The 25121-nt window shown below is 61.4% G+C and carries 23 protein-coding genes and 1 pseudogene; 12 read left to right on the top strand and 12 right to left on the bottom strand.

Annotation, left to right across the window (positions count from 1 at the left end; genetic code table 11):
• Positions 1-19: 19 nt before the first annotated feature.
• Both metF and ACP2AH_RS18280 read right to left on the bottom strand, forming a co-directional pair.
• Positions 20-955, bottom strand: coding sequence for a methylenetetrahydrofolate reductase [NAD(P)H] (gene metF, locus ACP2AH_RS18285; RefSeq protein WP_244375891.1), 936 nt, complete (start codon positions 953-955; stop codon positions 20-22).
• Positions 955-1968 (bottom strand): ArsR/SmtB family transcription factor, encoded by a 1014-nt coding sequence (locus tag ACP2AH_RS18280; protein ID WP_425107115.1) that lies wholly within the window; start codon positions 1966-1968, stop codon positions 955-957. The genes metF and ACP2AH_RS18280 overlap by 1 nt, the downstream gene beginning before the upstream one ends.
• Positions 1969-2041: 73 nt before the next feature.
• Here ACP2AH_RS18280 and tsaA point away from each other — a divergent pair, with 73 nt between their 5' ends.
• Together tsaA and ACP2AH_RS18270 are read left to right on the top strand one after the other, a co-directional pair.
• Positions 2042-2611 (top strand): tRNA (N6-threonylcarbamoyladenosine(37)-N6)-methyltransferase TrmO, encoded by a 570-nt coding sequence (gene tsaA / locus ACP2AH_RS18275; RefSeq protein ID WP_425107114.1) that lies wholly within the window; start codon positions 2042-2044, stop codon positions 2609-2611.
• Between the two features lie 160 nt (positions 2612-2771).
• Positions 2772-3917 (top strand): L,D-transpeptidase family protein, encoded by a 1146-nt coding sequence (locus ACP2AH_RS18270; RefSeq protein ID WP_425107113.1) that lies wholly within the window; start codon positions 2772-2774, stop codon positions 3915-3917.
• A 69-nt stretch (positions 3918-3986) separates the two neighbouring features.
• Here the strand turns inward: ACP2AH_RS18270 and ACP2AH_RS18265 are convergent, their stop codons facing one another.
• Positions 3987-4610, bottom strand: coding sequence for an MOSC domain-containing protein (locus ACP2AH_RS18265; RefSeq protein ID WP_425107112.1), 624 nt, complete (start codon positions 4608-4610; stop codon positions 3987-3989).
• A 136-nt stretch (positions 4611-4746) separates the two neighbouring features.
• Between ACP2AH_RS18265 and ACP2AH_RS18260 the strand changes: the two genes are divergently transcribed.
• The 4 genes from ACP2AH_RS18260 (at position 4747) to ACP2AH_RS18245 (ending at position 8177) form a co-directional block, all read left to right on the top strand.
• The gene (locus tag ACP2AH_RS18260; protein ID WP_244375884.1) at positions 4747-5325 is read left to right on the top strand and encodes an HdeD family acid-resistance protein; all 579 of its coding nucleotides are present in this window, start codon (positions 4747-4749) and stop codon (positions 5323-5325) included.
• Positions 5326-5334: 9 nt separating this feature from the next.
• Positions 5335-6528 (top strand): OpgC family protein, encoded by a 1194-nt coding sequence (locus ACP2AH_RS18255; protein ID WP_425107111.1) that lies wholly within the window; start codon positions 5335-5337, stop codon positions 6526-6528.
• 71 nt (positions 6529-6599) lie between these two features.
• Positions 6600-7316: an SGNH/GDSL hydrolase family protein gene (locus tag ACP2AH_RS18250; RefSeq protein ID WP_425107110.1), complete on the top strand. Its 717-nt coding sequence runs from the start codon at positions 6600-6602 to the stop codon at positions 7314-7316.
• The gene (locus ACP2AH_RS18245) at positions 7317-8177 is read left to right on the top strand and encodes an SGNH/GDSL hydrolase family protein (RefSeq protein ID WP_425107109.1); all 861 of its coding nucleotides are present in this window, start codon (positions 7317-7319) and stop codon (positions 8175-8177) included.
• Between the two features lie 47 nt (positions 8178-8224).
• Here ACP2AH_RS18245 and ACP2AH_RS18240 read toward each other — a convergent pair whose 3' ends face one another.
• Positions 8225-8509 carry a hypothetical protein gene (locus ACP2AH_RS18240; RefSeq protein ID WP_425107108.1) on the bottom strand — a complete coding sequence of 95 codons (285 nt, stop codon included), beginning with the start codon at positions 8507-8509 and terminating at the stop codon, positions 8225-8227.
• Positions 8510-8696: 187 nt separating this feature from the next.
• Between ACP2AH_RS18240 and prmB the strand changes: the two genes are divergently transcribed.
• Positions 8697-9638: a 50S ribosomal protein L3 N(5)-glutamine methyltransferase gene (prmB, locus tag ACP2AH_RS18235; RefSeq protein ID WP_425107493.1), complete on the top strand. Its 942-nt coding sequence runs from the start codon at positions 8697-8699 to the stop codon at positions 9636-9638.
• 3 nt (positions 9639-9641) lie between these two features.
• Here prmB and ACP2AH_RS18230 read toward each other — a convergent pair whose 3' ends face one another.
• Genes ACP2AH_RS18230 through ettA form a run of 3 tightly spaced genes read right to left on the bottom strand, consistent with a single transcriptional unit; the run spans position 9642 to position 13367 of the window.
• Entirely contained in the window at positions 9642-10874 is a 1233-nt protein-coding gene (locus tag ACP2AH_RS18230) for a lytic murein transglycosylase (RefSeq protein WP_425107107.1), read from the bottom strand.
• A gap of 47 nt (positions 10875-10921) precedes the next feature.
• Entirely contained in the window at positions 10922-11689 is a 768-nt protein-coding gene (gene tam / locus ACP2AH_RS18225) for a trans-aconitate 2-methyltransferase (RefSeq protein ID WP_425107106.1), read from the bottom strand.
• A 25-nt stretch (positions 11690-11714) separates the two neighbouring features.
• Positions 11715-13367, bottom strand: coding sequence for an energy-dependent translational throttle protein EttA (gene ettA, locus ACP2AH_RS18220; RefSeq protein WP_425107105.1), 1653 nt, complete (start codon positions 13365-13367; stop codon positions 11715-11717).
• A gap of 284 nt (positions 13368-13651) precedes the next feature.
• Between ettA and otsB the strand changes: the two genes are divergently transcribed.
• Genes otsB through otsA form a run of 3 tightly spaced genes read left to right on the top strand, consistent with a single transcriptional unit; the run spans position 13652 to position 17621 of the window.
• Positions 13652-14422 carry a trehalose-phosphatase gene (otsB, locus tag ACP2AH_RS18215; protein WP_425107104.1) on the top strand — a complete coding sequence of 257 codons (771 nt, stop codon included), beginning with the start codon at positions 13652-13654 and terminating at the stop codon, positions 14420-14422.
• Positions 14419-16215 carry a glycoside hydrolase family 15 protein gene (locus ACP2AH_RS18210; protein ID WP_425107103.1) on the top strand — a complete coding sequence of 599 codons (1797 nt, stop codon included), beginning with the start codon at positions 14419-14421 and terminating at the stop codon, positions 16213-16215. The genes otsB and ACP2AH_RS18210 overlap by 4 nt, the downstream gene beginning before the upstream one ends.
• Positions 16200-17621 (top strand): alpha,alpha-trehalose-phosphate synthase (UDP-forming), encoded by a 1422-nt coding sequence (gene otsA, locus ACP2AH_RS18205; RefSeq protein ID WP_425107102.1) that lies wholly within the window; start codon positions 16200-16202, stop codon positions 17619-17621. The genes ACP2AH_RS18210 and otsA overlap by 16 nt, the downstream gene beginning before the upstream one ends.
• 26 nt (positions 17622-17647) lie before the next feature.
• Here otsA and ACP2AH_RS18200 read toward each other — a convergent pair whose 3' ends face one another.
• The 3 genes from ACP2AH_RS18200 to ACP2AH_RS18190 form a co-directional block, all read right to left on the bottom strand.
• A complete protein-coding gene (locus ACP2AH_RS18200; RefSeq protein ID WP_425107492.1) occupies positions 17648-18679 on the bottom strand; it encodes a c-type cytochrome in 1032 nt (343 codons plus the stop codon).
• A gap of 152 nt (positions 18680-18831) precedes the next feature.
• Positions 18832-19320 (bottom strand): hypothetical protein, encoded by a 489-nt coding sequence (locus ACP2AH_RS18195; protein ID WP_425107101.1) that lies wholly within the window; start codon positions 19318-19320, stop codon positions 18832-18834.
• A 2-nt stretch (positions 19321-19322) separates the two neighbouring features.
• A complete protein-coding gene (locus ACP2AH_RS18190; protein ID WP_425107100.1) occupies positions 19323-20237 on the bottom strand; it encodes an aldose 1-epimerase family protein in 915 nt (304 codons plus the stop codon).
• A gap of 98 nt (positions 20238-20335) precedes the next feature.
• Between ACP2AH_RS18190 and ACP2AH_RS18185 the strand changes: the two genes are divergently transcribed.
• Together ACP2AH_RS18185 and ACP2AH_RS18180 are read left to right on the top strand one after the other, a co-directional pair.
• Positions 20336-21292: an MFS transporter gene (locus ACP2AH_RS18185; RefSeq protein WP_425107099.1), complete on the top strand. Its 957-nt coding sequence runs from the start codon at positions 20336-20338 to the stop codon at positions 21290-21292.
• 502 nt (positions 21293-21794) lie between these two features.
• Positions 21795-21899 (top strand): Ulp1 family isopeptidase, encoded by a 105-nt coding sequence (locus tag ACP2AH_RS18180; RefSeq protein WP_425107491.1) that lies wholly within the window; start codon positions 21795-21797, stop codon positions 21897-21899.
• Between the two features lie 846 nt (positions 21900-22745).
• Here the strand turns inward: ACP2AH_RS18180 and ACP2AH_RS18175 are convergent.
• Complete coding sequence (locus ACP2AH_RS18175; protein ID WP_425107490.1) at positions 22746-22859, bottom strand: hypothetical protein; 114 nt, start codon at positions 22857-22859, stop codon at positions 22746-22748.
• Between the two features lie 268 nt (positions 22860-23127).
• A pseudogene (locus ACP2AH_RS18170) lies at positions 23128-23187 on the bottom strand (hypothetical protein); the annotation flags it as partial.
• Between the last annotated feature and the right edge of the window lie 1934 nt (positions 23188-25121).

The following is a 25121-nucleotide window of genomic DNA, read 5'->3' as shown; positions in this document are numbered from 1 at the left end:
GCATCCCACAGCGAAATTCTCACGCCGCCGCCTGTCCCTTGCCGTCGCCCGCGCCATTGACCTCCTGCGGCGGGCGGATGCCCAGGAGGTGACACACGGCGTAGACGAGATCGGCGCGGTTGAGCGTATAGAAATGGAACTCGGTGACGCCGCGGTCGACCAGATCGAACACCTGCTCGGCCGCGACAGCGGCGGCGATCAGCTTGCGGGTCTCGGGGTCGTTGTCCAGCCCCTCGAAACGGGCGGCCAGCCAGTCCGGCATGAAGGTGCCGGTCTTCTCCGAGAAGTTCTTCGCCTGCTTGAAGTTCGAGACGGGCAGGATGCCCGGCACGATCGGTACATCAATGCCGCGCGCCCGCACCTTGTCGAGATAGGCGAAGTAGAGATCATTGTCGAAGAAGCACTGGGTGATGGCCCGCGTCGCCCCGGCCTCCACCTTGGCGGCGAGAATGTCGAGATCGGTGTCGAGCGAGGGGCTCTCCGGGTGCTTTTCGGGATAGGCCGAGACCGACACTTCGAAATTGGCGATGCGGCGAATGCCGGCAACCAGTTCCGCCGTGGTGCGGTAGCCGTCCGGGTGCGGCTCATAATGATGGCCGACCCCGCCCGGCGGATCGCCGCGCAGCGCCACGATGTGCCGGACCCCGGCGTCCCAATAGCCGCGCACCACCTCGTCGACCTCGCCCTTGGTGGCGGAGACGCAGGTGAGATGCGCCGCCGGCGCGAGGCGGGTTTCCTTGACGATGCGCTCCACCGTGGCGTGGGTGCGCTCGCGGGTGGAGCCGCCGGCGCCATAGGTCACCGAGACGAATTTCGGGGCCAGCGGCGCGAGGCGGGTGATGGAGTTCCACAGCGTGGTCTCCATCTCGGCCGTCTTCGGCGGGAAGAACTCGAACGACACCGAAATGGGCCGCCCGCCGGCGCGGCGGCTGCGGCGCTCGACATCCGACGACATCAGGCGACCTCCTTGTTGTGTTGGGCTTCCGCCCGCACGATGCGGGGATCGCGGGCGAGCCAGAGCGACACGGTGAGCCGGCCCTCCCCGGACGTTCCATGGTCCTTGGGGGCGAGCAGGCGATGGGATTGCGGCACGAGGCCGGCCTGGGCGAGCCAGCTCTCCATGATTTCCGGCGCGAAGCCGAGCCGGCGATGGGCGTGCTGCTCGCGCAGGAATTCGAGATCGTGCGGGTCGAAATCCACCACCAGCAGCCGCCCGCCGGGTCGCAGCACCCGCGCGGCTTCCTTGATCGCGCGCGGCGCGTCTTCGAGGAAATGCAGCACCTGATGCACGATCACCACGTCGAAGGCGTCGCGCGGCAAAGCGAGGCTGTAAATGTCGCCCTGGCGCACCGTGGCGTTGCGCACGCCGGCGCGGTCGAGATTGGCGCGCGCCACCGCGAGCATTTCGGCGGAGAGGTCGATGCCGACGCCGCGCTCCATCTCGCCCGCGAACAGTTCCAGAATGCGCCCGGTGCCGGTGCCGAGATCGAGCAGGCTGCCGATGCGTCCGCCCGCCAGCGCCTGCCGGATCGCGGCTTCCACCTGCGCCTCCGGCGCGTGCAGCCGGCGGATGGCGTCCCATTCATGGGCATGAGCGCGGAAATAAGCCTGCGCATGGGCGGCACGGGCGGCGCGCACCGCCTCCAGCCGCTCACGGTCGCGCAGCAGCACCTCGTCATCCGGCGCCATCAGTTCCAGCAGCGCATCGGTGAGCGCGGCACCGGGCGCGTCGACGGCGCGGCGGTAGAATACCCAGCTCGCCTCGCGGAAGCGCTCGACAAGCCCGGCCTCGGCCAGCAGCTTGAGATGGCGCGAGATTCGCGGCTGCGACTGGCCCAGAATCTCGGTAAGCTCGGAAACGGTCAGTTCGCCCTCGCCGATCAGCGCCAGCAGGCGCAGCCGCGTGTCCTCGCCGGCCGCCTTGAGGCCGTCGAGCAGCAACGCGAAACCGAGCGGGGAAGCGGACAAAGAGACCTCCAAGAAAGATATAAAGATATGTTTATGTCTTATCCCGACCCAACGCAAGGGGCCGCGCCGCATCATGAGCGTTGAGAATGACGACACCGCACCCGGGATGACCGGCACAGCCGGCGATTTCGGCGTGCGCCCCGGCGAGGTGACGGTGGACCTGCCGGCGCAGGCTGATGCCGGGCTCTATTTCATCGGCCGCATCCGCACCCCGTGGACGCAGCGCGCCGACTGCCCGAAAAATGCCGGCGAGGCGATGGCGCGGCAGCACGTGTGCACGGTGGAGATCGACCCGCCATTTCGCCCCGCGCTGCAGGGACTTGAGGGAACCACCCATCTCTGGCTGCTCTATTTCATGGATCAGGCGCCGCGCAACCTTGTGATGCAGGTGCCGCGGCGCTCCGGCACCGCCCATGGCACCTTCGCGCTGCGCAGCCCGGCCCGGCCCAACCCGATCGCGCTGAGCGCAGTGCGGCTGCTCGGGATCGACGGCGGCAGGCTCACCGTGATCGGCCCTGACTGCCTCGACGGCACGCCGCTGCTCGACATCAAGCCCTATTTCGCCTCCACCGACTGCCACCCCGACGCGACCGTCGGCTGGCGGCGCGCGCGCACGGACACGGCCGGCCCTGCCGCTGGGTGACCTGTGGCACCGCTGCATCAGCCCCGCGCTACGCGCATGGCAGGGCGGAACCCGCGTTTTCGTGAGGACTTATGGTCTTGAACCTGCCTTGATCCTGCGTCATGTCCCACGGCAGAACATTTCTGCGCATTTCCGCGCCGACAGATTCGATTAAGGCTTGATGATGGTCGTTCGCCTCGGTTTCGTTCCCGCTGTCGCCTTCACGGTACTGGCATCGGTCGGCACCGCCGCAGCCCAGTACTACCCCGTCGAAGGCCAGGACCCGGCCGCGCAGGGTGGGTCGGCCTATGACGCGGCAGGCAGCCGCGCGAATGAGAATGTCGAGGTGCCGGCCGCCTATGACCCCTATGGGGCGCAGGCCCCCGGCACGGCGGCGCCCTCGGGTGCCTATAGCCAGCCGCAGGCGGCCTATGGCACGCCTCCCGGCGTGCGCGATCCCTATGCCCCGGCGGCGCCCGGCGTCCCCGGCCAGCCGCAGGCGCCCGGCGTGCCGCCGGTGGCCAATGCGCCCTATTCGGACCCGTCGCGCCAGCCCTCCGGCTATCCCGCCGGCGCCTATTCCGGCCAGCCGCCGGCCGGCATGGCCTCGCCCTATGGCAACCAGGCCGCCGCGCCGCAGCCGGCCTACAGCCAGCCCAATTACGGCCAGCCGCCGGCCTATGGCCAGCCGCCGGCGCCGGTGAGCAATGGCGCCAACACCAATGGCGCCAACGGTTCCAGCGTCGCCATGCTGCCGCCTGAGGACCAGCCGGAAGAAGGCCCGCCCAAGGAGCTTCCCGCCAATCTGAAGCGCCAGGTGGTGGACTATGTGACCAAGGAGCCCCCGGGCACCATCGTCATCGACACCCCGAACACCTACCTCTATTACGTGCTGCCCGGCGGCAAGGCCGAGCGCTACGGCATCGGCGTCGGCCGCGAAGGCTTCACCTGGGCCGGCACGGAGAAGATCAGCCGCAAGGCGGAATGGGCCGATTGGCGCCCACCGGCGGAAATGATCGAGCGCCAGCCCTATCTGCCGCGCTTCATGGCCGGCGGCCCGGGTAACCCGCTCGGCGCCCGCACCATGTATCTCGGCGGCACGATCTACCGCATCCACGGCACCAATCAGCCCTCCACCATCGGCCAGTTCATGTCGTCGGGCTGCATCCGCATGCTGAACGAGGATGTGGAAGCGCTGTACGACAAGGTGAAGGTCGGCACCAAGGTGGTGGTGCTGCCGGGCAACTCGCCGGCCACCGCGAATGCCGGCGGCGTGCCGCCGACCGCCACAGCGCCCGTTGCCGAGACCGGCTTCGCCGTCCGCTGAGCGGACGCCGCGCACCACCATCCCGATGTTAAAATGGCCGGATCGCCCACGCGATCTGGCCATTGTCGTTTAGCCGCCCCAAAGGCGCTGGGGCGGAACGCGCAGGCTCACCTCGGTGCCGGCCGTGAGCGGGCCGGCGCGCTCGACCCAGGCGACCAGCCCGCGCAGTCCCTTCGCCACCTTGGCGAACTCCAGCTCCGCCGCGCTGTTCCCGGTCGCCGCCGCGATCGCCGCGCCGGCATGGCGGCAAGGCGCGTTCGCCCCCTCCACCACCAGCGCCGCGCCGCCCGTGAAATGCAGCCGCGTGCCCGGCGGCAGGCCGGTGAGATCCGGCACGCCCGCGATCACCAGATTGGCGCCGATCCATTCCGGCGCCACCGCCGGCACGCCGAGCCGGCGGGCGATCTCGGCGAGTTCGTCGGGCGCCACCAGCGACAGCTGCCGGCTGTTGCGGATCGGCGCCCCGCGCGGATACCAGGGCACGCGCGAATCCGCCCGGCGGGCAAAGCCGGCATGACGATCGCCTTCAATGCCCTCAAGCGTGACCGCGAATTCTGCCACCGCGCGGGTGGCGAAGCCCGGCCCGTCGGCAATCAGCGCCTGCGCGAGCTGCGCGGTAAGGCGGCGGCCGGGCCGCGCGAGGGGCGCGCCGAACAGGTCAGGCGCCGGCGGCGCGGGGGATCGGGAGGGCATCCGGTTCTTCCATGACGACAGGGCAGTGCCAGCCTATACGTTAGGGCGCTCGTTCAACACGAGTCGCTGGAACTCCGGGAGGCGGGATTGCGTTACCGCGCTGCCGGCGTGGCGGGCAAGAATGAGGATCGACCACATGTCTTCGCAATCGGGTTCCCTCTCGCCGACGCCGGGCGGCATGGTCGCCGGGCATCTTTCCGAACTGCGCGCCAAATGGGGCTGGTTTGTCGCGCTCGGCCTGCTCATGGTCATGGCCGGCGCCATCGCACTTGGCAATCTCGTGCTCAGCACCGTGGTCTCGGTGCTGTATATCGGCGTGATGATGGCCATTTCCGGCGGCGCGCAGGTCATCCACGCCTTCCAGGTCAAGACCTGGGGCGCCTTCGCCTTCTGGCTGCTCGACGGCCTGCTGTTCCTCGCCGCCGGCCTCGTCTGCATCTTCGTGCCGATGGTGGCGGCCGAGTTCCTCACCCTGTTCCTCGGCGTGTCGCTGATCGTCGGCGGCGTGTTCCGCCTGGTCGCCGCCTTCCGGCTGCGCCCGGCCGAGGGCTGGGGCTGGATCGCCTTTTCCGCCGTCATCGCCATTCTGCTCGGCATCGAGATCATCGCTGGCTGGCCGGTGAGCGGGCTGTGGGTGCTCGGCCTGCTGCTCGGCATCGACCTGGTGTTCAACGGCATCGCCGTGCTGTTCCTCGGCTTCGGCCTGAAGAAGTAGCGCGGAACGGTGCCTGCGCCCCTCGCCGCCACGGCGAACACGCACGCGGAGCCGGCCGACCGGCCGGCCCCGCCCCCGCCCGCCTCCGGGCGCGATCTGCGGCTCGACCTGTTCCGCGGGCTGGCGCTGTGGTTCATCTTCCTGAACCATGTGCCTAACAATGTCGGCAACTGGATCACCAACCGCAATTTCGGCTTCTCCGACGCCACTGAGATCTTCGTCTTCATCTCCGGCTACACCGCCGCCATGGTCTATGGGCGCCAGCTGGATTCCAGCGGCGTGATGGTGACCTCCGCGCGCATCCTGCGCCGGGCGTGGCAGCTCTATGTCGCCTTCATCTTCCTGTTCGTCATCTACCTCGCCGAAATCTCCTATGTCGTCGGCAGCTTCGAGAACCCGCTCTATGCCGAGGAGATGGGCGCGCTGCAGTTCCTGGCCGAGCCGGACGTGGCGCTGGTGCAGGCGCTGCTGTTGAAGTTCCGGCCGGCCAATATGGACGTGCTGCCGCTCTACATCGTGCTGCTGGCGACCTTTCCGCCGATCCTGTGGGCGCTGAAGCGCTGGCCCGACGCCACGCTGTTCGCCTCTTTCCTGCTCTGGCTCGCCGTGCAGTTCCTCGGCTTCAACCTGCCGGGCTATCCCGACGACCGGATGTGGTTCTTCAACCCCTTCGCCTGGCAGCTGATGTTCGTGTTCGGCGGGTGGTGTGGCCTCGGCGGCAGCGACCGGCTGTCCGTTCTGGTGCATTCGCGGCTCGTGCTGGCGCTGTCCGTGCTCTATCTCGCGCTGTCGCTGGCGGTGGTCACCAGCTGGTACTGGCCGCCGATGGAAGGTTTCGTACCTCCGGTCATCGGCGACATCATCTACCCCATCAGCAAGACCGATCTCTCCGTGCTGCGCTTCGTGCATTTTCTGGCGCTGGCGGTGGTGATCGTCAGGCTGATACCGGTGCACGCCGCCTTTCTGCGCTGGGATTTGCTGAAACCGCTCATCATGTGCGGCCAGCACTCACTTGAGGTGTTCTGTTTCGGCGTCTTCCTTTCTTTTGCCGCACATTTCGTGCTGAACGAGGTCTCCGGCACGGTGCTCATGCAATTGACCATGAGCGTGTCCGGCATCGCCTTAATGGTAGGTCTCTCGGCATTGCTGTCGTGGTATGCTCGCGCCGAGCGCGACCGTATGGCGCGCAAGAAGGCTGGCTAGCGCGGTTCGACGTGAAACGCTGGATTTTGGGTGTTGTCTTCGCAAGCGTCCTTGCCTGGGACGGCGGCCCCGTGGCCGCCGCCGAGACGGGGAAGGTGTGCGCGGCGCCATCCGCCCTCACCCGCGCCGGCTTTGCCCTGCCGCGCCTCGCGCGCTCGCTGGAGAAGAAGGAACCGACCACCATTCTGGTGGTCAACAGCGCCAGCACCGCCAAGCCGCCTTCCACCTCTGACGGCGGCAAGGCGGTCGCCCGCCGCAGCTTCCCGAGCTACATCGAGGAGACGCTGCGCGCCCGCTATCCCGATGGCGGCGTGGTGGTGACCACCCGTAGCCAGCCACGCGCCACCGCCGAGGCGATGCTCGCCGATCTGCCCGCCATGCTGGCGGAAACCAAGCCGGCGCTGATGATCTGGCAGACCGGCACCTACGACGCCATTCTCGGCGCCGAGACGTCCATGTTCTCCGACGCGGTCGGCACCGGCATCGGCTATGCCCGCGCGGCCGGCGCCGATGTCATTCTCGTCAGCCCGCAATACAGCCCGCGCACCGCCCTCGCCTTCGATATCGGCGCCTATACCAACGCCATGCGCTGGACCGCGCGGCTCGAAGGGGTGCCGTTCTTCGACCGCTACGCCATCATGCGGTTCTGGGAAGACGATGGCGTTTTCGATCTCGACACTGCCCGCCCCTCCCCCACGCTGTTCGACGATGTGCATAGTTGCATTGGCCGCCTGCTGGTGACCATGATCGTCGATGGCGTCGATCTGCGAACGCTCGGTTCCCGCTAAATGCTGCTGCGCCGTCTTCTCCCCCTCGCCCTTGCCGCCGCCGTCCTGGCGCCCGCCGCCTTGCCGGCCCGCGCCCAGACGGTGATCCCCGCCGGCTGCCCCAGCACAAAGACGCTGGCGAAGCTCAACGCCCCGCTCGCCCGCACCGCTGCGGCGCTGAGGGCGGGCGAGAAGGTGGTGATCGTCGCCATCGGCTCCTCCTCCACTGCCGGGGCCGGCGCCAGCAGCCAGGAGGCGAGCTATCCCGCCCGCCTGCAAGCCATGCTGCGCGAGCGCTTCCCCGCCGCGGACATCACCGTGCTCAATCGCGGCGTCAACGGGCAGGACGCACCGGAAATGCTGGCTCGGTTCGACAGCGATGTCGCCGCGCTGAAGCCCACGCTGGTGATCTGGCAATCGGGCGTGAACGCGCTGTTCCGCGAAGGCGGTCTCGCCTCCGCGGACGATCTGCTGCACGAAGCCATTGCCCGGGTGAAGGCGATCGGCGCCGATCTGGTGCTGGTCGATCCGCAATATGCGCCGCGCGTGCTCGCCGATGCCGATAGCGGGCCGATGGTCCGCCTCATCGACCAGGTGGGAGCGGAGGAAGGCGTGGCGGTCTATCACCGCTTCGCGCTGATGCGCGACTGGCACGAAAAGGCGTCGATGGGCTTCGATTCCTTCCTCTGGAAGGACAAGTTCCACATGAACGACTGGGGCTATAATTGCTTCGCGCGCGATCTCGGCCGCGCCGTGGTCGCCAATGTGGAATCGCAGCAGCGCTCGGCGGAAGTGGGCAATGCGGGCGGTGCGGCGGCGAAGTCCGCCGGGCTTCCGGCGGCGCCCGCCGCCCTGCCGGTGTCGGCCGCCGCTGCGCCCTGAACGGCGGCGATTGGCGGCGAGGGCTCGCGCTCAGTCGTCGCCCTTGCTCAGTCGTCGCCCTTGTCGGAGAAGGCGCCGCCGAAGCGCTTCATCACCGCTTCGCGCGCTTTCAGCACACGGCGCTCATAATCCTCCGCCATCGGCTCGGTGAGCACGCTTTCCAGCCCGGCGAGCAGCGCCCACAGCGCGGGAATCTCCGCCTCATCCTCGATGAACTCGGCCATCGCCTCGCCATCGGCATCGTCGACCGTGCGCGAGAGGAACTCGAACAGCACGACCGCGACGGCGCGGTCGATGACCAAGGTGATTTCGTCGTCCGGCGCCTCGGCCATTCCATGTCCCCTTGCGAGCCTGTCTCTTTCCTATCATCCCGTCACAGGGCGATGACAAGCCCCGCTTCGCGCGGCTGTCACGCCGCGATGACAAGCCCACAGCTTGCCACGCCGCGATGACAAGCCCACAGCTTGCATTCGGCGGCCTGCCGTGCTGACCCTTGGCGCGACAATGGGGAGAGGCATGATGACGGCGGCGGACGATCTGAAGACGGTCAGGGATTTCGTGCGCTACGCGGTGAGCCGCTTTGCCAAGGCCGGCATCGCCTTCGGCCATGGCACCAGCGAGCCGCTGGACGAGGCCGCCTTCATGGTGCTGGAAGGGCTGAACCTGCCGGTGGACGACCTTTCGCCCTGGCTCGACGCGCGCCTGACCCATGAGGAGCGCCTGCGCCTCGCCGATCTCATCGAGCGGCGCTGCACCACCCGCCAGCCCGCCGCCTATCTGCTCGGCCGCACCTATATTGGCGGCGTGCCGTTCCGCTCCGACAAGCGGGCCATCGTGCCGCGCTCCTTCATCGGCGAATTGATGGCGGGCGAACTCTTCACCGGCGGCGATTATTCGCTGGTGCCGCAGCCGGAGACGGTCGGCCGCGTGCTCGACCTGTGCACCGGCTCGGGCTGCCTCGCCATTCTCGCCGCCATGACCTTCCCCAATGCCGAGATCGACGCGGTGGACCTCTCCCCCGAGGCGCTGACTCTGGCGGCGGAGAATGTCGCCGAGCACGGGCTCGAAGACCGGGTGCGGCTGCTGGAGGGCGATCTGTTCGGTCCGCTCCAGAGCGAAGTCTACGACCTCATCATCACCAACCCGCCCTATGTCGATGAAGAGGCCATGGCGGCGCTGCCGGCGGAATACCGCCACGAGCCGAGCCTCGCCTTTGCCGGCGGGCCGGACGGGCTCGACATTGTGCGCCGCATCCTCGCCGAGGCACCGGCCCATCTCAGCCCCGGCGGCGGGCTCATCTGCGAATTCGGCACCGGCAAGGAAATCTTGCAGGCGGAATACCCGCATCTGCCCTTCCTCTGGCTCGATACGGAAGAAAGTGAAGGCGAGGTGTTCTGGCTCTCCGCCACCGATCTCAAGGTCAACGCGGATCTGCGCGTCATCAACCGCATGCCGCGCTGAGGTTCAGCCGCCCTTCTTCATATGCGCCAGCACGGCGGCGTCCGGCCAGCAGTCGAGCGGCAGACCGTTGGCCTTCTGATAGGCCCCGAGCGCGGCGCGGGTCTTCATCCCGGCCTTGCCGTCGATCTTCTCGGCGTAGAAGCCCTCGCGGGTCAGCACCTGCTGCATAAATTCGAGGTCGCGCGTCTTCACCAGCGCGATCTCCGCCCAGTCGCGGGCGAAGGGCCTGTCGTCCTCGATGCGGTCGGCGAGATGGCCGACATAGAGGACGTAGAGGTCGGCGAAATTGTAGCTCTTGAGCACGAAATAGTTGGCCGGCGTCAGGAAGGCCGGCCCATAGGGCCCTGCCGGCATGATGATCGACGCCTCGTCCTTCAGCGCGGAGGGCGGCACGCGGCGCCCGTCGGCAATCTTCACACCGCGCTTGAGCCATTCGCCGATCGGCAGCCGCGTCTCCGGCTCGGCCAGCGTGCAGTCGAAGCCTTGCGGCACCGTGATCTCATAGGCCCAGCGTTGGCCCGCCTGCCAGCCCTTCTCCTTCAAAAGGCTCGCTGTGGCAGCCAGCGCCTCCGGCACGTCGGTCCAGATATTGGCGGTGCCGTCGCCGTCGAGATCGACGCCATAGGCGAGATAGCCGGTGGGCATGAACTGGGTCAGCCCCATCGCCCCGGCCCAGGAGCTCTTCATCGCCGCGCGGCTGACATGGCCTTCGTCGAGGATTTTCAGCGCGGCGAGGAATTCGGCGCGGAACTCCTCCTTTCGCCGCCCGACATAGGCCTGCGTCGCCAGCACCCGCAGCGCGTCATGGTTCAGCTTGGCGCCGCCATAGGAGGTCTCGCGCGCCCAGATGGCGAGCAGGATCTCCCCCGGCACGCCGAACTGCCGCTCCAGCGCATCGAGCTGCGCGCGATACTGCGCCGCCAGCTTGCGCCCGCGCGCGGCATAGCTGGCGATCGCCTTGTCGGAGAGATAGGTCGCCGGGGTCTGCACGAATTCCGCCTGCCGGTCGGGCGCCTTCGGCTTGCCGGGAAGGGCGAGGTCGGGGAGCCCATAATCCGGCTCCAGCCCGGCGGTCTCGCGCTCGAAGGTGGCGCGGGAAATGCCCATGGCCTGCGCCGCCGGCCATTGCGCCGCCAGCCAGCGGTCAAAGCCGGCATCGGCGAAGGCCGGGCTGGCGAGGACGAGCAGCGAGAGAGCGGCGGCGACAAGGGGGCGGCGAAGCGCGTGCAACATCATGCCCCTCAAATAGCGCAGATCGCCCCCGCTGCGAATGACGGCCGCGCTCAGCGCACCGCCACAATGAACAGCCGGGGAAAGCGCAGCAGCACCCGGCCGTCGACGCGGGCGGGATAGGCCCGCGCCAGCCGCGCGGTGTAGTCGGCGAGGAAGGCGGCGCGCTCGGCCTCATCGAGCGGCGCAAGATAGGTTCGCAGGCCGGTGGAGCGGAACCAGTCGGCAATGGCCGCCGGCCCCGCCAGCGGGTGGTTGTACAGCGTGTGCCAGATATCGACCTGGCGAGCGAGCGGCGCGAGCCGGTCGTAATAGGCCCCCACCGCCGGCAGAACATCGCGCGCCGCGCCGGCGATGCGCGCGTGCCATGGCCCGGCGGCGGCGGCTTCCTCCATCAGCAGATGCGAGGGCTCGTTGACATTGTCCGGCATCTGCACCGCCAGCACGCCGCCCGGCGGCAGCTTGTCGAGCAGCCGCGCCAGCACGTCGAGATGGTCCGGCACCCACTGGAACACGGCATTGGCGAACAGCAGGTCGGTGCCTTCGGGCGGTGTCCAGGACGCGAGGTCCACCAGGTCGAAGCGCGCGCCCGGCAGGCGGGCGCGGGCCTGTTCCAGCATGGCGGGGGAATTGTCGACGCCGATCACGTCCGCCTGCGGCCAGCGCTGGGCCAGCAGCTCGGTCGAATTGCCCGGCCCGCAGCCGAGATCAATCACCCGGCGCGGACGGGCGAGCGGCACCCGCGCCAGCAGGTCGCGCGGCGGGCGGGTGCGCTCATCCTCGAAGGTGAGGTAGAGGGCGGGGTTCCAGTCTTCGGTCATCGCCGCCCTCCGTCCGGTCATGGCGTCAGCGCATCAGCTTCTTGTGCTTCATCCGGTGCGGGACGATCTCGTCGACGCCGAGGCGACGCTTCTTGTCTTCCTCATAGTCGTGGAAGTTGCCCTCGAACCACTCGACATGGCCCTCGCCCTCGAAGGCGAGCATGTGGGTGGCGATACGGTCGAGGAAGAAGCGGTCATGCGAGATGATGACCGCGCAGCCGGCGAAGTCTTCCAGCGCTTCTTCCAGCGCGCGCAGGGTTTCCACGTCGAGATCGTTGGTCGGTTCGTCCAGCAGCAGAACGTTGGCGCCCTGCTGCAGGATGCGGGCGAGATGCACGCGGTTGCGCTCACCGCCCGAGAGCATGCCGACCTTCTTCTGCTGGTCGCCGCCCTTGAAGTTGAAGGCGCCGCAATAGGCGCGCGAATTGATCTCGCGCTTGCCGAGATACAGCACCTCGTTGCCGCCGGAGATTTCCTCCCACACGGTCTTCTTGTCGTTCAGCGCGTCGCGGTTCTGGTCGACATAGCCGAGCTGGACGCTGTCGCCGACGGTGATCGAGCCGGCATCGGGCTTCTCCAGCCCGTTGATCATGCGGAACAGGGTGGTCTTGCCGGCGCCGTTCGGGCCGATGACGCCGACAATGCCGCCCGGCGGCAGCTTGAAGGACAGGTTGTCGATCAGCAGCTTGTCGCCGAACGACTTGCTGAGGCCGTTGAACTCGATGACGTTGTTGCCGAGCCGCTCCGACACCGGAATGACGATCTGCGCGGTGGTCGGCGCCTTTTCGGACGCCTTCTTCACCAGCTCGTCATAGCGCTGGATACGAGCCTTGTTCTTGGCCTGACGGGCCTTCGGGGAGGCCCCCATCCACTCCGCCTCGGAGGCGATCGCACGCTGGCGGGCCTCGTCCTCGCGGTTCTCCTGCGCCATGCGCTTGGCCTTCTGCGTCAGCCAGGAGGAATAGTTGCCCTCATAGGGAATGCCGCGGCCGCGATCGAGCTCGAGAATCCAGCCCGTCACATTGTCGAGGAAGTAGCGGTCATGGGTGACGATCAGGATCGCGCCGGGATAGTTGCGCAGATGCCCTTCCAGCCAGTTGGTGGTCTCGGCGTCGAGATGGTTGGTCGGCTCGTCCAGCAGCAGCAGTTCCGGCTGCGAGAGCAGCAGCTGGCACAGCGCCACGCGGCGGCGTTCACCGCCCGAGAGCTTGGAAACGTCCGAGCCCTCTTCCGGGCAGCCGAGCGCGTCCATCGCCTGGTCGATCTTGCTGTCGAGGTCCCACAGGCCCTGGCCTTCGATCTCGTCCTGGAGCGCGGTCATCTCGTCCGCCGTCTCCTCGGAGTAGTTCATGGCGAGTTCGTTGTAGCGGTCGAGGATCGCCTTCTGCTTGGCGACGCCGAGCATCACGTTCTCGCGCACGGAGAGGTTAGGGTCGAGCAGCGGCTCCTGCGGCAGGTAGCCGACGCGGGCGCCTTCCGCGACCCAGGCCTCGCCGGAGAAGTCCTTGTCCATGCCGGCCATGATCTTCAGCAGGGTGGACTTACCCGAGCCGTTGGGGCCGAGAATGCCGATCTTGGCGTCGGGGTAGAAGGACAGGTGCACATTGTCGAGCACCTTCTTGCCGCCCGGATAGGCCTTGGTCATGCCGTGCATGTGGTAGATGTATTGATAAGCCATGTCCAAATCCTGCGCGTGCGGGCGAGCCGGTAACATGCCGCGCTGCCGCGGCGTCATAAGGTGCGGGTTGGGCGCTATGTAAACCGCGCGCCGTTGAGCGGCAAGGCCGTCACGCGCCGGACGCCCGCCAACCGCCCCGCGAGAGGCGGGCTTTCGCGGCTTTTTCACCGAGGTATTGGAACGCCTCCGGCTCTCGCGCGTTGTTGGCAGCCGGCGACCGTGCCGGCGGCCTATGCCGCTCTTTCGACCTCACTATGCCGGACCCAGGCGGAATAAACGACAGCATGGCGACAGCACCCAGCGCATCCCTCCCCCTGCTTCCACGCCCCGACTGGGCTCTCTTCCTCGACATTGACGGTACCCTGATCGAGCATGCGGACCACCCCGAGGGCGTAAGCGTTCCCGACGACCTGCCCGACCTGCTGGCGCGGCTGCAAAGCGCGTTCGACGGCGCGGTGGCTCTGGTCTCCGGGCGCACCATTGACTGGATGGACCGCCGCTTCGCCCCCACCCGCCTCGCCGCCTCCGGCCAGCACGGGGCGGAGGTACGCCTGGCCCCGGACGCGCCGTCCGTGCCTATCCCCTTGCCGAAATGGCGCCGGCCGCTGGAACAGGCGCTGGACGAGGTGCTCGCCACCTGGCCCGGCGTGTTCGTCGAGCACAAGCCGCTGTCGCTGGCCGTGCATTTCCGCGCCGTACCCCAGTTCGGCGAGGCGATCATGGACCGGGTGATCGCGCTCGGCACCGGCATCGATGGCGGGGTCGAGTTTCTCAAGGGCAAATACGTCATCGAAGTCCGCCAGGCCGGTCGCAACAAGGGCACGGCGGTGGCGGAGCTGATGAACTCGGCGCTGTTCGCCGGCCGCCGGCCGGTGTTTCTCGGCGACGATGTGACGGATGAGGACGGCTTCCGCGCCGTCCGCGCCGCCGGCGGCCTTGCCCTCGCCGTCGGGTCCCGCCCGACCGATCAGGCCGATTACAAGCTCGCCTCGCCCACCGAGGTGCGGCGCTGGCTGACCGACCTTCCCACGGCACTGGAGCGCGTGAATTCGTGAGCACCCATCTCGACCTGGCCGCCATCGGCAACGGCACCATCGCCGCGCTGATCGACCGCAACGGGCGCATCGGCTGGTGCTGCTGGCCGCGCATCGACGGCGACCCGGTGTTCTCCTCGCTGCTCGGCGGCACCGAGCCGGAGGCGGGCTTCTTCGACGTGGTGCTGGAAGGACAGGTGAAGGCGACGCGCCGCTACCAGACCAACACCGCGATCATTGAGACCATTCTGGAGAACGACCAGGGCGCGAAGCTGCGCATCGTCGATTTCGCCCCGCGCTTCAAGCTGTATGACCGCATCTACCGCCCGGCCATGCTGGTGCGGCGGATCGAGCCGATCAGCGGCATGTGCCGTGTGACGCTGCGCCTGCGCCCGCATTTCAACTGGGGCGAACAGCGCCCGGCGCCGGTGCGCGGCTCCAACCATATGCGCTTTGCCGGCGACGACGTGACGCTGCGCGCCACCACCGACCTGCCCATCGTCTATGTGATGGAAGAGCGCCCCTTCGTGCTCAGCAAGGCGGCGACGCTGGTGCTGGGGCCGGACGAGCCCTTCCCCGCCAGCATCGCCGACACCACGCGCGGCTTCGAGGAGAAGACGCGCGACTATTGGCACGAATGGGTGCGCTACCTCTCCATTCCCTATGAGTGGCAGGACGCGGTGATCCGCGCCGCCATTTCGCTGAAACTCTGCGCCTTCGAGGAGACCGGCGGCATCGTCGCCGCGCTCACCACCTCGATTCCCGAGGCGCCGCATTCGATCCGCAACTGGGACTACCGCCACTGCTGGCTGCGCGATTCCTATTTCACCGTGCGGGCGCTGAACATGCTCGGCGCCACCCGCACCATGGAAGACTATATCCGCTACCTCACCACAGTGATCGCTTCCGAGCCTTCGGGGCGGCTAGCGCCCGTCTATTCCATCGTGCCGGGCACGCCGCTGGAGGAGCGCTTCGCTCCGGCGCTTTCCGGCTTCCAGGGCATGGGGCCGGTGCGCGTCGGCAACCAGGCCGGCGAGCAGGTGCAGAATGACGGCTATGGCCATGTCGTGCTGGCGGCGGCGCAGATGTTCTTCGACGAACGCCTGCCCAAGCGCGGCGACAAGGCGCTGTTCGAGCTGCTGGAAGGGGTCGGGGCGCGGGCGGTGGAATTCGCCTTCGAGCCGGACGCCGGCCTGTGGGAGCTGCGCGGCAAGCGGCGGCTGCACACCTTCTCCGCCGTGATGAGCTGGGCCGCCTGCGACCGGCTGGCCCGCATCGCCCGGGTGCTCGAACTGCCCGACCGCGCCGCGTTCTGGACCCAGCACGCCAACGAGATCCGCACCCGCATCCTCGCCTTCGCCTGGGACGAGGCGCGCGGCAGCTTTGTCGATGCGGAGGAGGACGGCCAGCTCGACGCCAGCCTGCTGCTGCTGGCGGAACTGGGCTTCGTGCGGCCGGACGATCCGCGTTACATCGCGACCGTGGAGACCATCGGCCGCGAGCTCAAGCGCAATGGCTACCTCATGCGCTATGCCGGCGAGGACGATTTCGGCCTGCCGGAGACCTCCTTCACCATCTGCTCGTTCTGGTACGCCGGCGCGCTCGACCTGATCGGCCGCCGCGACGAGGCGCGGGAGATGTTCACCAGCCTGCTCGCCCGGCGCAACCCGGCCGGGCTGCTGTCCGAAGACATCGACAACCAGACGCTGGAGCTGTGGGGCAATATTCCGCAGACCTATTCCATGGTCGGCCTGATCGACACCGCCATGCGTCTGTCGAAGACATGGGAGGAAGCCTTTTGGCGCGGCTCGTAATCGTCTCGAACCGGGTGGCGTCGCCCAAGGAGCGCGCGGCCAAGGCGGGCGGACTCGCGGTGGCCCTGCGCGAGGCGCTGAGCCAGCGCGGCGGGCTCTGGTTCGGCTGGAGCGGGGAAACCGAGGTCAACCCGCCGGACACGCCCAAGGTCTTCCGTTCCGGCCGCGTCACCTATGCCCTGCTCAACCTCGACCCGGAAGACCAGCGCGCCCATTATGCCGGCTATGCCAATGGCACGCTGTGGCCGCTGTGCCATTACCGGCTGGGCCTCCTCTCCTTCCGCAAGGCGGACTGGGAAGGCTATCGCCGGGTCAACGAGCATTTCGCCCGCGCGCTGATGCCGCTGCTGAAATCCGACGACATCGTCTGGGTGCATGACTACCATTTCATCCCGCTGGCGGCGGAACTGCGCAAGCTCGGCTTCGAGGGGCGGATCGGCTATTTCCACCACATTCCCTGGCCGACGCCGGAGGTCTATCTCAGCCTGCCCTCGCATGCGGCGCTGGTCGACGATCTCTCGCGCTACGATCTCGTCGGCCTGCAGACCGAGAACGATGTCCGCGCGCTGCTGACCTACATCTCCTCCGAAGTGCGCGGCTGGATCGCGCCGGGCGGCACGGTGGGGCTGAAAGACCGGCGCTTCCGCGTCGCCGCCTACCCCATCGGCATCGACGCCGACGCCTTCGTCAAGGACGCCAGGAAGTCGGTCGGCAGCGAGGACGAGCGGCGGCTGAACGAGAGCCTGGCAGGCCGTGCACTCGCCGTCGGCGTCGACCGGCTGGACTATTCCAAGGGACTGCCCGGCAAGTTCGCGGCCTTTGGCGAGCTGCTGCGCAGCTATCCCGAACATCGCTCCAAGGTGACGATGATGCAGGTGGCGCCGCTCTCGCGCAGCGAGGTGGCCGAGTATCAGGCACTGCGTCGCGAACTGGAGGAACTGGGCGGCGCGATCAATGGCGAGTTCGCCGAGTTCGACTGGGTGCCGCTGCGCTATCTCAACCGCCCGTTCCAGCGCGCCACGCTCGCCGCCATCTACCGTCGCGCGCGAGTCGGCGTGGTGACGCCGCTGCGGGACGGCATGAACCTCGTCGCCAAGGAATATGTCGCGGCGCAAGACCCGGAAGACCCCGGCGTGCTGGTGCTCTCGCGCTTCGCCGGCGCGGCGGACGAACTGAAAGGTTCGCTGCTGGTCAACCCCTATGACATCGAGGGCATGGCGGCGGCGATGGACCGGGCGCTGACCATGCCGCGCGAGGAACGTCAGGAGCGCTGGCGCACCAATATGGACACGGTGGAGACCAACACCATCCACCATTGGTGCCAACGCTTCATCGACGAACTGACTCATATCGGCGACACGTTCGGCGAGACGGCCGACCCGCGCGCCGGCGCCCGGCCGCTCTGACGGCGCGCCGCGCCCGGCATGTCGTGTCAGGGCGTGTTGGGATTGGGGATCGCCCCGCGCGCCTGCTTCAGGCGGGCGATCTCGGCGCGGATCGGGGCGAAGGGGCCGTAGCGGTGCTGCTCGGCCGGGAAGCTGTCGGCGAAAGGCGGATAGGCCGCGTCCACCGGCTTCAGCAGCAGATCGGGAAAATCCCGGTCGATGCCGGCCAGTTGTGGCCGCTTCTGCGACAGCACGAAGGCCGCCACGTCCCAGGCGTCTTGCGGCGCGAGCGTCGGCGCCACCCAGGAGGTGCCGTTGGGCATGTTGTCATGGACGAAATTGGCCAGCGTGATCAGCCGCGCCGTGCCCGCGCCGTCATTGAAACTGTCCGGCCCCCAGAGCGGCGGGAAGGCATACCCCATATCCGGCTGCGCCTCGTTGCGCCGCACGCCGAGCCCGTCGCGGCGGTGGCACTCCGCGCAATTGGCAGCATAGATCGGCGCGCCCCGCACCGGATCGGCCGCGCGGTCCAATTCGGGGATCGCCCCCGCCCCGGCGCCGACAATCGTCGCATCGGGCGGGATGTTGGTCGCGAGAACGTCGAGATAGGCGAGGATCGCCTGCATCGGCCGGTCGTCTTCTCCCATCGGCCGGCCGTTCATGCTGCGCTTCAGGCACTGGTTGACGCGGTCGAACAGCGAACTCACCGCGCCGGAGCGGCTGCTATAGGTGGGGTAGTCGGCGGAAGCGGCGACCAGCGGCAGGCCGAATTTCTTCAGGCCCGCCTGCAAATGGCAGTTCGCGCACGCCAGATTATTGCCGGCGAAGCGGGCGGCAGGATCGGCGACGGCCGGGCCGATATGGGCATAGGTCGCCTCGACGACCGAGCGGCCATAGCGGGCGAGCCGACCCTGTTCATCGTCCGGCAGGGCATTGAAGGCGGGAACGTCCCAGACGATGACGGGCCTGGGCGCCGAGGGCGGCGGCCCGGCCTGGGCAAGGACCGGCAGGATTAAGCCGGCCAGCGCTACGGCGAGACCGGCCAGGAGTTTGAGACGATAAAGGCCGTAACGCGCCATCTTCACCATCGAACCTTCGTGCGCGGCGATGGTCTCAGAACACCGTGCGGGAGGCAATGACGACGCGGGGGGCCCTCGTCCGGCAGCCGCTCCGCAGCCCGCAGAGGCGGCTGAGCGCGACGCATTGATGCCCTCAGCCGAGTATTTTCTCGTCATATGTGGTGAAGAAACAATGCATATAGAATAAAATTTCCATCATCATACGCATCGTAGAATGACATCTCTCCGTTTTTGACGTAAAGTCGCTTATCGTCATCACCAACGCTCGCTCTGAGTGCATACCAGATATTGTTTTTCTCAAGAAGACGGATCATATTTTCATAGGTTATACCCCTCCTAATTCTATATTTATCCGTAATAAACCACGGGAGGCGAAACTTTCCTCTTTGCCCCTTTCCATAAAATACAACGTAACATAACTTATCATTATCATCGTAAAATGTAATTTCAACATCATTGTATTGATAAAAAATGCTGCCAGATGCGAGATAGATATCTTGCGTATTCGGCTCTCCAAGTTCAGCTAATACTTTCTCACGGCTGTCATCGACGCTGATGCCAAGGAGGTTCTCCCCACGCAACAGGTCGAGCATCGAGACGGTCTTCCGGCCCGCTCCTCCCCGCATCGGCGCGCCGCGCATCGCTACCCCTCCACCTCATGCGAACCGATCAGCCGGCCGACATCGGGCAGCCAGCGGACCGACATGGCGAAGCGCTTGGTGGCGCCCGGCGCCAGCAGCGACAGGCCCGGCTTGTCGATGAATTCGGCCGGCCCCTCCTCGGGCGAGGCATAGCCGGCCCAGGGCTCGATGCACAGGAAGGGCGCGCCGGGCTTCGACCAGATGCCGAGATGCGGCATGTCCGGGAAGGCCACTTCCAGCCCCGGCTCGCCCGGCACGCCGAAGCGCACATGGTGCGAGCGCAGATCGAGGAGGATCAGCGCGTCGCGCGCGAACAGCGCATCGGTCGGCTCAAGGATCGCGTCCACCGCCGGATTCGGCTCGGTGGCGGCGGAGAGCAGCCCGCCCACCGGCCGGTGGATGGCTTCGGCTTCCGCCTTCTCGAACACCAGCCGGTGGTCGGCGCGCGTGCCGCCATAGGGCAGCGGCCAGCGGAAGGCCGGGTGGAAGCCGAAGCTCGCCGGCAAAACGCCCGCGCCCGTGTTCGCCACCTCGGCCTCGATGGTCAGCGTCGCCTCTTCCAGCCGGTAGGTGACGGTGAGCGAGAACGGGAACGGGTACTGCTTGCGCGTCTCCTCATCGTCATGCAGCGCCAGACGCACCGCCTGATCCGTCGCCTCCTCCAGCGTGAAGGCGCGGCGGCGGGCGAAGCCGTGCTGCGCCATCGGGTAGACCTTGCCGTCATGGACAAGCTGGTCGTTGGGCAGGCGCCCGACGATGGGAAACAGCAGCGGCGCGCGGCCGGTCCAGAAGGCCGGGTCGCCATTCCACAGCAGGTCATGCCCGTGCCGGTCCCTCAGCGCCACCATCTCCGCGCCCTGAGGCGAAATGTCCACTTCGAGGAAGTCCGACTTCAGCCGTACCGCACCGTCACTCATACCAATCCCCGTCTCGACTTCGCCAAAGATCAGGTCTAACCGGACCTTGCGGAACAAGGATTCCGCGCGCCCGCCACCCTCACCGTCCGGTTCCCATCATGGCCCAGACTCTCGGCCCTGTCGCCGCGCTCCTGCTCGGCGTGTTCTTTCTGGTAACCGGGAGCGGCCTGCAGAACACGCTTCTGCCGCTGCGCGGTGCCTTCGAGGGCTTCAGCGCCATCAATCTCGGCATATTGGGGTCGAGCTATTATCTCGGCTTCGTGGTCGGCTGCCTCGCCGTGCCGCATCTGGTGCGCCGCACCGGCCATATCCGAGCCTTCGCCGCCCTCACCTCGGGCGTGGTGGCGGCGATGATGGCGCATCCTTTGTTCATCGAGCCGTTCACCTGGTTCGGACTGCGCACCATCACCGGCTTCTGCTTCGCCGGGCTCTATCTGGTGATCGAAAGCTGGCTCAACGACCGCGCCACCAACCAGACGCGCGGCTTCGTCATGAGCGCCTATGTCATCGTCGACTATGCCGCGCTCACCGCCGGCCAGATGATGATCACGCTCTATCCCGTGCGGGCCTTCGATCTGTTCGCCATCGCCGCCATTCTGTTCTCGCTCGCGGTGCTGCCGGTGGCGATCGGCTCCAGCACCCAGCCGGCGCCGATCGAAACCGCCCGTATCCGCCTGCCGCGCCTGTTCAAGGCGGCGCCGGTGGCGATGGTCGGGTGCTTCGCCATCGGCCTCACCAATGGCTCGCTGTGGTCGCTGGGGCCGATCTTCGGCATCGGGCGCGGCCTCACCTCCGACGGCGCCGCGACCTTCATGAGCGCCGTGGTGGTGGCGGGGGCGCTGGCGCAGTGGCCGGTGGGCTATCTCTCGGACCGCATGGACCGCCGGCGCATCCTCGCCACGCTGCTGGTCGGGGCGCTACTCGCCGGGCTGGCGCTGGGCGCGCTGCCCTTCGACCTGCTCGGGCTCTGCCTGCTCGGCATGCTCTATGGCGGCCTGTCGTTGCCGGCCTATTCGCTGGCGGCGGCCCATGCCTATGACCGCACCGCGCCTTAGTAAAATTATTTTTCATATATGTAGTATTCAAGAATTAATTGGAGAAAAAACTAAAAAAAAAGGAGTAATAAGCTCATAAATTATGTGGGATTAAGTTAGAATAAGTTAAAAAGAGAAATTTAGTAGATATAATGACGAACAATTAAAAGAGGAAATATTTGAGTTAGATAAATTGCTTGATGAAAAATATGAATACACTTTATCCTATACTGCAGATGGAAAACGAAAGACAATATAAGTAAAATACGTTGATGTACTTAAATTAAACCCTCCAAACTATTTGAATGATAGTATCATAAACTTTTATTTAAAGTATTCATATCAAAAAAAATCAATATAGATTTCTCGAAAATGAGCTTATTAATCAAGAATTAAGAGAGAGAAAACATACATATTTAATACATACTTTATGGAAAAATTATGTCCACAAGATAAAGTCACAAATATTGATAAATCAGAAATAAATAGATTAACTGATCTATTTAATCATTGTTTTGAATAAATTAAGAAATGGGTCAAGGAAGATTTATTTGCTAAAGATTATTTATTGTTCCCGCTCAATTTACCTGAACATTGGTCATTAATTGTAAAAAAAATTAATTTATAATTTTATTTTTTAATTATTAGATAGTTTATAAACCAGGCAATGTTTTTAAGAAATAACCATGTTATATTATATATATGGATTCATTTGGGATTATTGATTAGAAAATTATATTAATGATAAAACTGTAAAAAGTATTATGATGATTTTAGGTATCTTCATAGAATGTGGTGTTAAAATTCATAAGAATAATCATCATTCTATGATTCCCCTATTAAAAATATTTAGGCATTTTAGCCATTAGTACCTAGATAAGTAAATTATGTGGATTGTGGTGTTTTTTTATTAGAATATGCAGAATCATTTTTAAATAATACTACTTATATTGTTGATAAGATTGAAGTATTATTTATGAATAACAAAGGAATATGATAGTATTGATAAACTTAGATTATTTCCAAGATGTTTAGTAAATAAGAAGAGATTTTTATTAAAATAATTATTGATAAACCTTATTCGTTTATCTAAGGAAGAAGCTATCTAAATATATAAATAAGAAAGAGGAAAAATAATAAATGATAATAGTAATATATTTATTTTTATGTTTTTTATTTTTTTTTTAGAAAATAACTAAGAAGAATATGATTAAATAAATTAAGAATACTTTCAATAATATTTAGCAATTAAATTGCCTACTGAAAGAACACAAGAATAAATGAGATAAATTCTTTTAGATTTTTATATGAATCCAAGCCTGAATTATTATCACACAGAAATAAATCAATAATGAATATATTATCAATTTAAATAGATAATCATACATGAAATATCATCAATACTAACATCATTACTTTTCCACATTTGTGTTGCCACTTCAACTATTAATTTTGGCGCTTTTTCATATTATTTTTATTGATAACATTGCCAAACTATATGAGCCACCTTACTATTAGATAAATATTGCCAAACTCCATCAGAACAAATAATAACAAATTTATCATTTGCTCTTACTTTGTGCTCAATAATTGCTATTTTTTGTTATTTTATTATAATTACTTGGTTCAGATATTACACCAACAGAATGACCCTATCTATCTCCAAAAGATCTCGACATAGCTAATCCAGGACCACTCATATCTTCTAACCATACTCTAGCTGGTCCAATTTTGCATCCTTTTTAATCTGTATAGGTATCAATTATTCCACCTTTTTATACAATGCGATTTCTTTCTTCCTAAATATCTGGCCGATGATCAAATGATAACTGAATTATTTAATAATTTAGATCGTTCTATGATTTTGACACCAAAATGGCTCTACTATCTCCAACATTAGCACAAAATATTGTAGAATACTTATCTTGATTTTACTAATCATTATAATCTTTAATGAACGTTTATTGAACTAATAGTACTAGATTGGCAGTAGAACCACTTCTGAAAATTGAGAAATTCTATTTCTCTAATTCTTAATCCACTTTTAAGAAAGTATTTCTAATCAAACTTTGATAGAGATGTGGATTAAATTATAACATAAATTGATTGCTAATTAGAGCTTAATTCATTTTTTCTCTTATATTTATTAAATTAATACCTACTAAACGTCGAGCAATATACTGCGATACAAGATGGCCATTTTATCCATGACCATCGCAGACATTGAACATTTAAAACTAATCCGTTTATTATAACAGTAGAGAGTCTTAATTCTGTTACTTTTTTATATTATTATGGCATCCTGTCTCAGTATGGAAATGTACAACAATCTTTGAAGGATCCAGTAAGATAGTCTCTTTATTAGGAGATCCTAAAAGTGGAGAATTCGATTCTGTTTTTATTTTAATTACAGGTTGGGATCCAAAATTTGACCCTATTCTCGATGTTCTAGAAATTTGGAGAGAGCTTTATTTTTGAAGATTAATATTTGGTAGTTTATGCAAACCAAATCGACTCATTGTGAGTGGAGCCTAGGGCATTGTTGAATTTAAGGTCTTAAACTTAGTATCTATTGATGATAATGTTAGCTTCCTCAAAGTATTTGAAGGAGCGGACTATTTTATATTCAATCCTCTCCTATGAGATCTAGATGGCAACATAATTTTCTAAATTTTTTTTGGTAATTATATAATCAGTAAAACACACAAATAAACAAAAAGGTCAAGAATTTAATTTAATGATTGTACATGAGATATCATCTATGTGGGTGCCTCTATCCTCCCATCTTAATCGAGCAAATTAAATAAGTTCTTATGAATTGTGATTATTCATAACAAATTAAGCAACTTCTTAATTAGTCATACAATCCCAAATACCATCACTAGCCTGTACAATAAACAAATCATTTCCTGTTAATCTTTATTCATATATCGCTATTGATGATTTAAATAAAAAAATTTACTTGGATCTGATATAATTCCAGCGTGCTAACCAAGTCTATCACCGAATGAACGAGTCATAGCCAAACCAGGTCCACATTTATCTTCAACCCATACTCTCAAAGGACCATTTTAGGGTATAGCTTCAATAATCCCACCTTTTGAAATAATTCTTCTTTTTTCATCTGAATCATCAGGTCTATGATCAATTGAAAGTTAAGTGATATTGAAATCGTCAAATTCTGAGTTTGAAATAAGTATTGATCTTGAATCACCAACATTCAGGCAATAGAGAACTGTTTCTTGCTCATCATCATCATTTTCACTAAGTATAGATTAATTTACAAGAACTACCATATTGCAAGTAGTTCCTGATCTATATGTTGGAATTGTTGACATTTCGAGAGATTTTGCAGCCTGTGCAAATGAATGACGCATTAGTGTTTTATATAAAAGCGTATGATATAGCAATAATTATGCATTATTAGTGAAAGCTCGATCCAAATATTCTTGATATAATGTTGAAAAGTATACATAAAATGGATTCTGAAACAAACTTTGATACCATATGTCCAAACTAGCCATGACCATCACAAACAATGTGAATTTGAAACATTTCCTAAATTAATGATGCCAAATAATCTTGATTTATCTATAAATATTTATGTAAGTATACCTTTTATTATGAATTCATCAATTTACCACACTCAGAATATTAGTTATAGTTTGTATTTTCGAGATTTAATTTTCTTTAAATTTGAACAACAATCCTTGAATCAAGATCTGTTGTACTAGGAAGTGTCATTTATTCAAGTGATGAAATACATGAACTCCTTGAAATCTATTTACTTATATTGTTAGAGCGCACTATACTGGGCAGGCTTACCCTACTAGATTTTGCATTCATTGAA

It is taken from the genome of Ancylobacter sp., from assembly GCF_965249975.1.
GTDB lineage: Bacteria > Pseudomonadota > Alphaproteobacteria > Rhizobiales > Xanthobacteraceae > Ancylobacter.
This window is presented reverse-complemented; position numbering and strand designations above follow the sequence as displayed.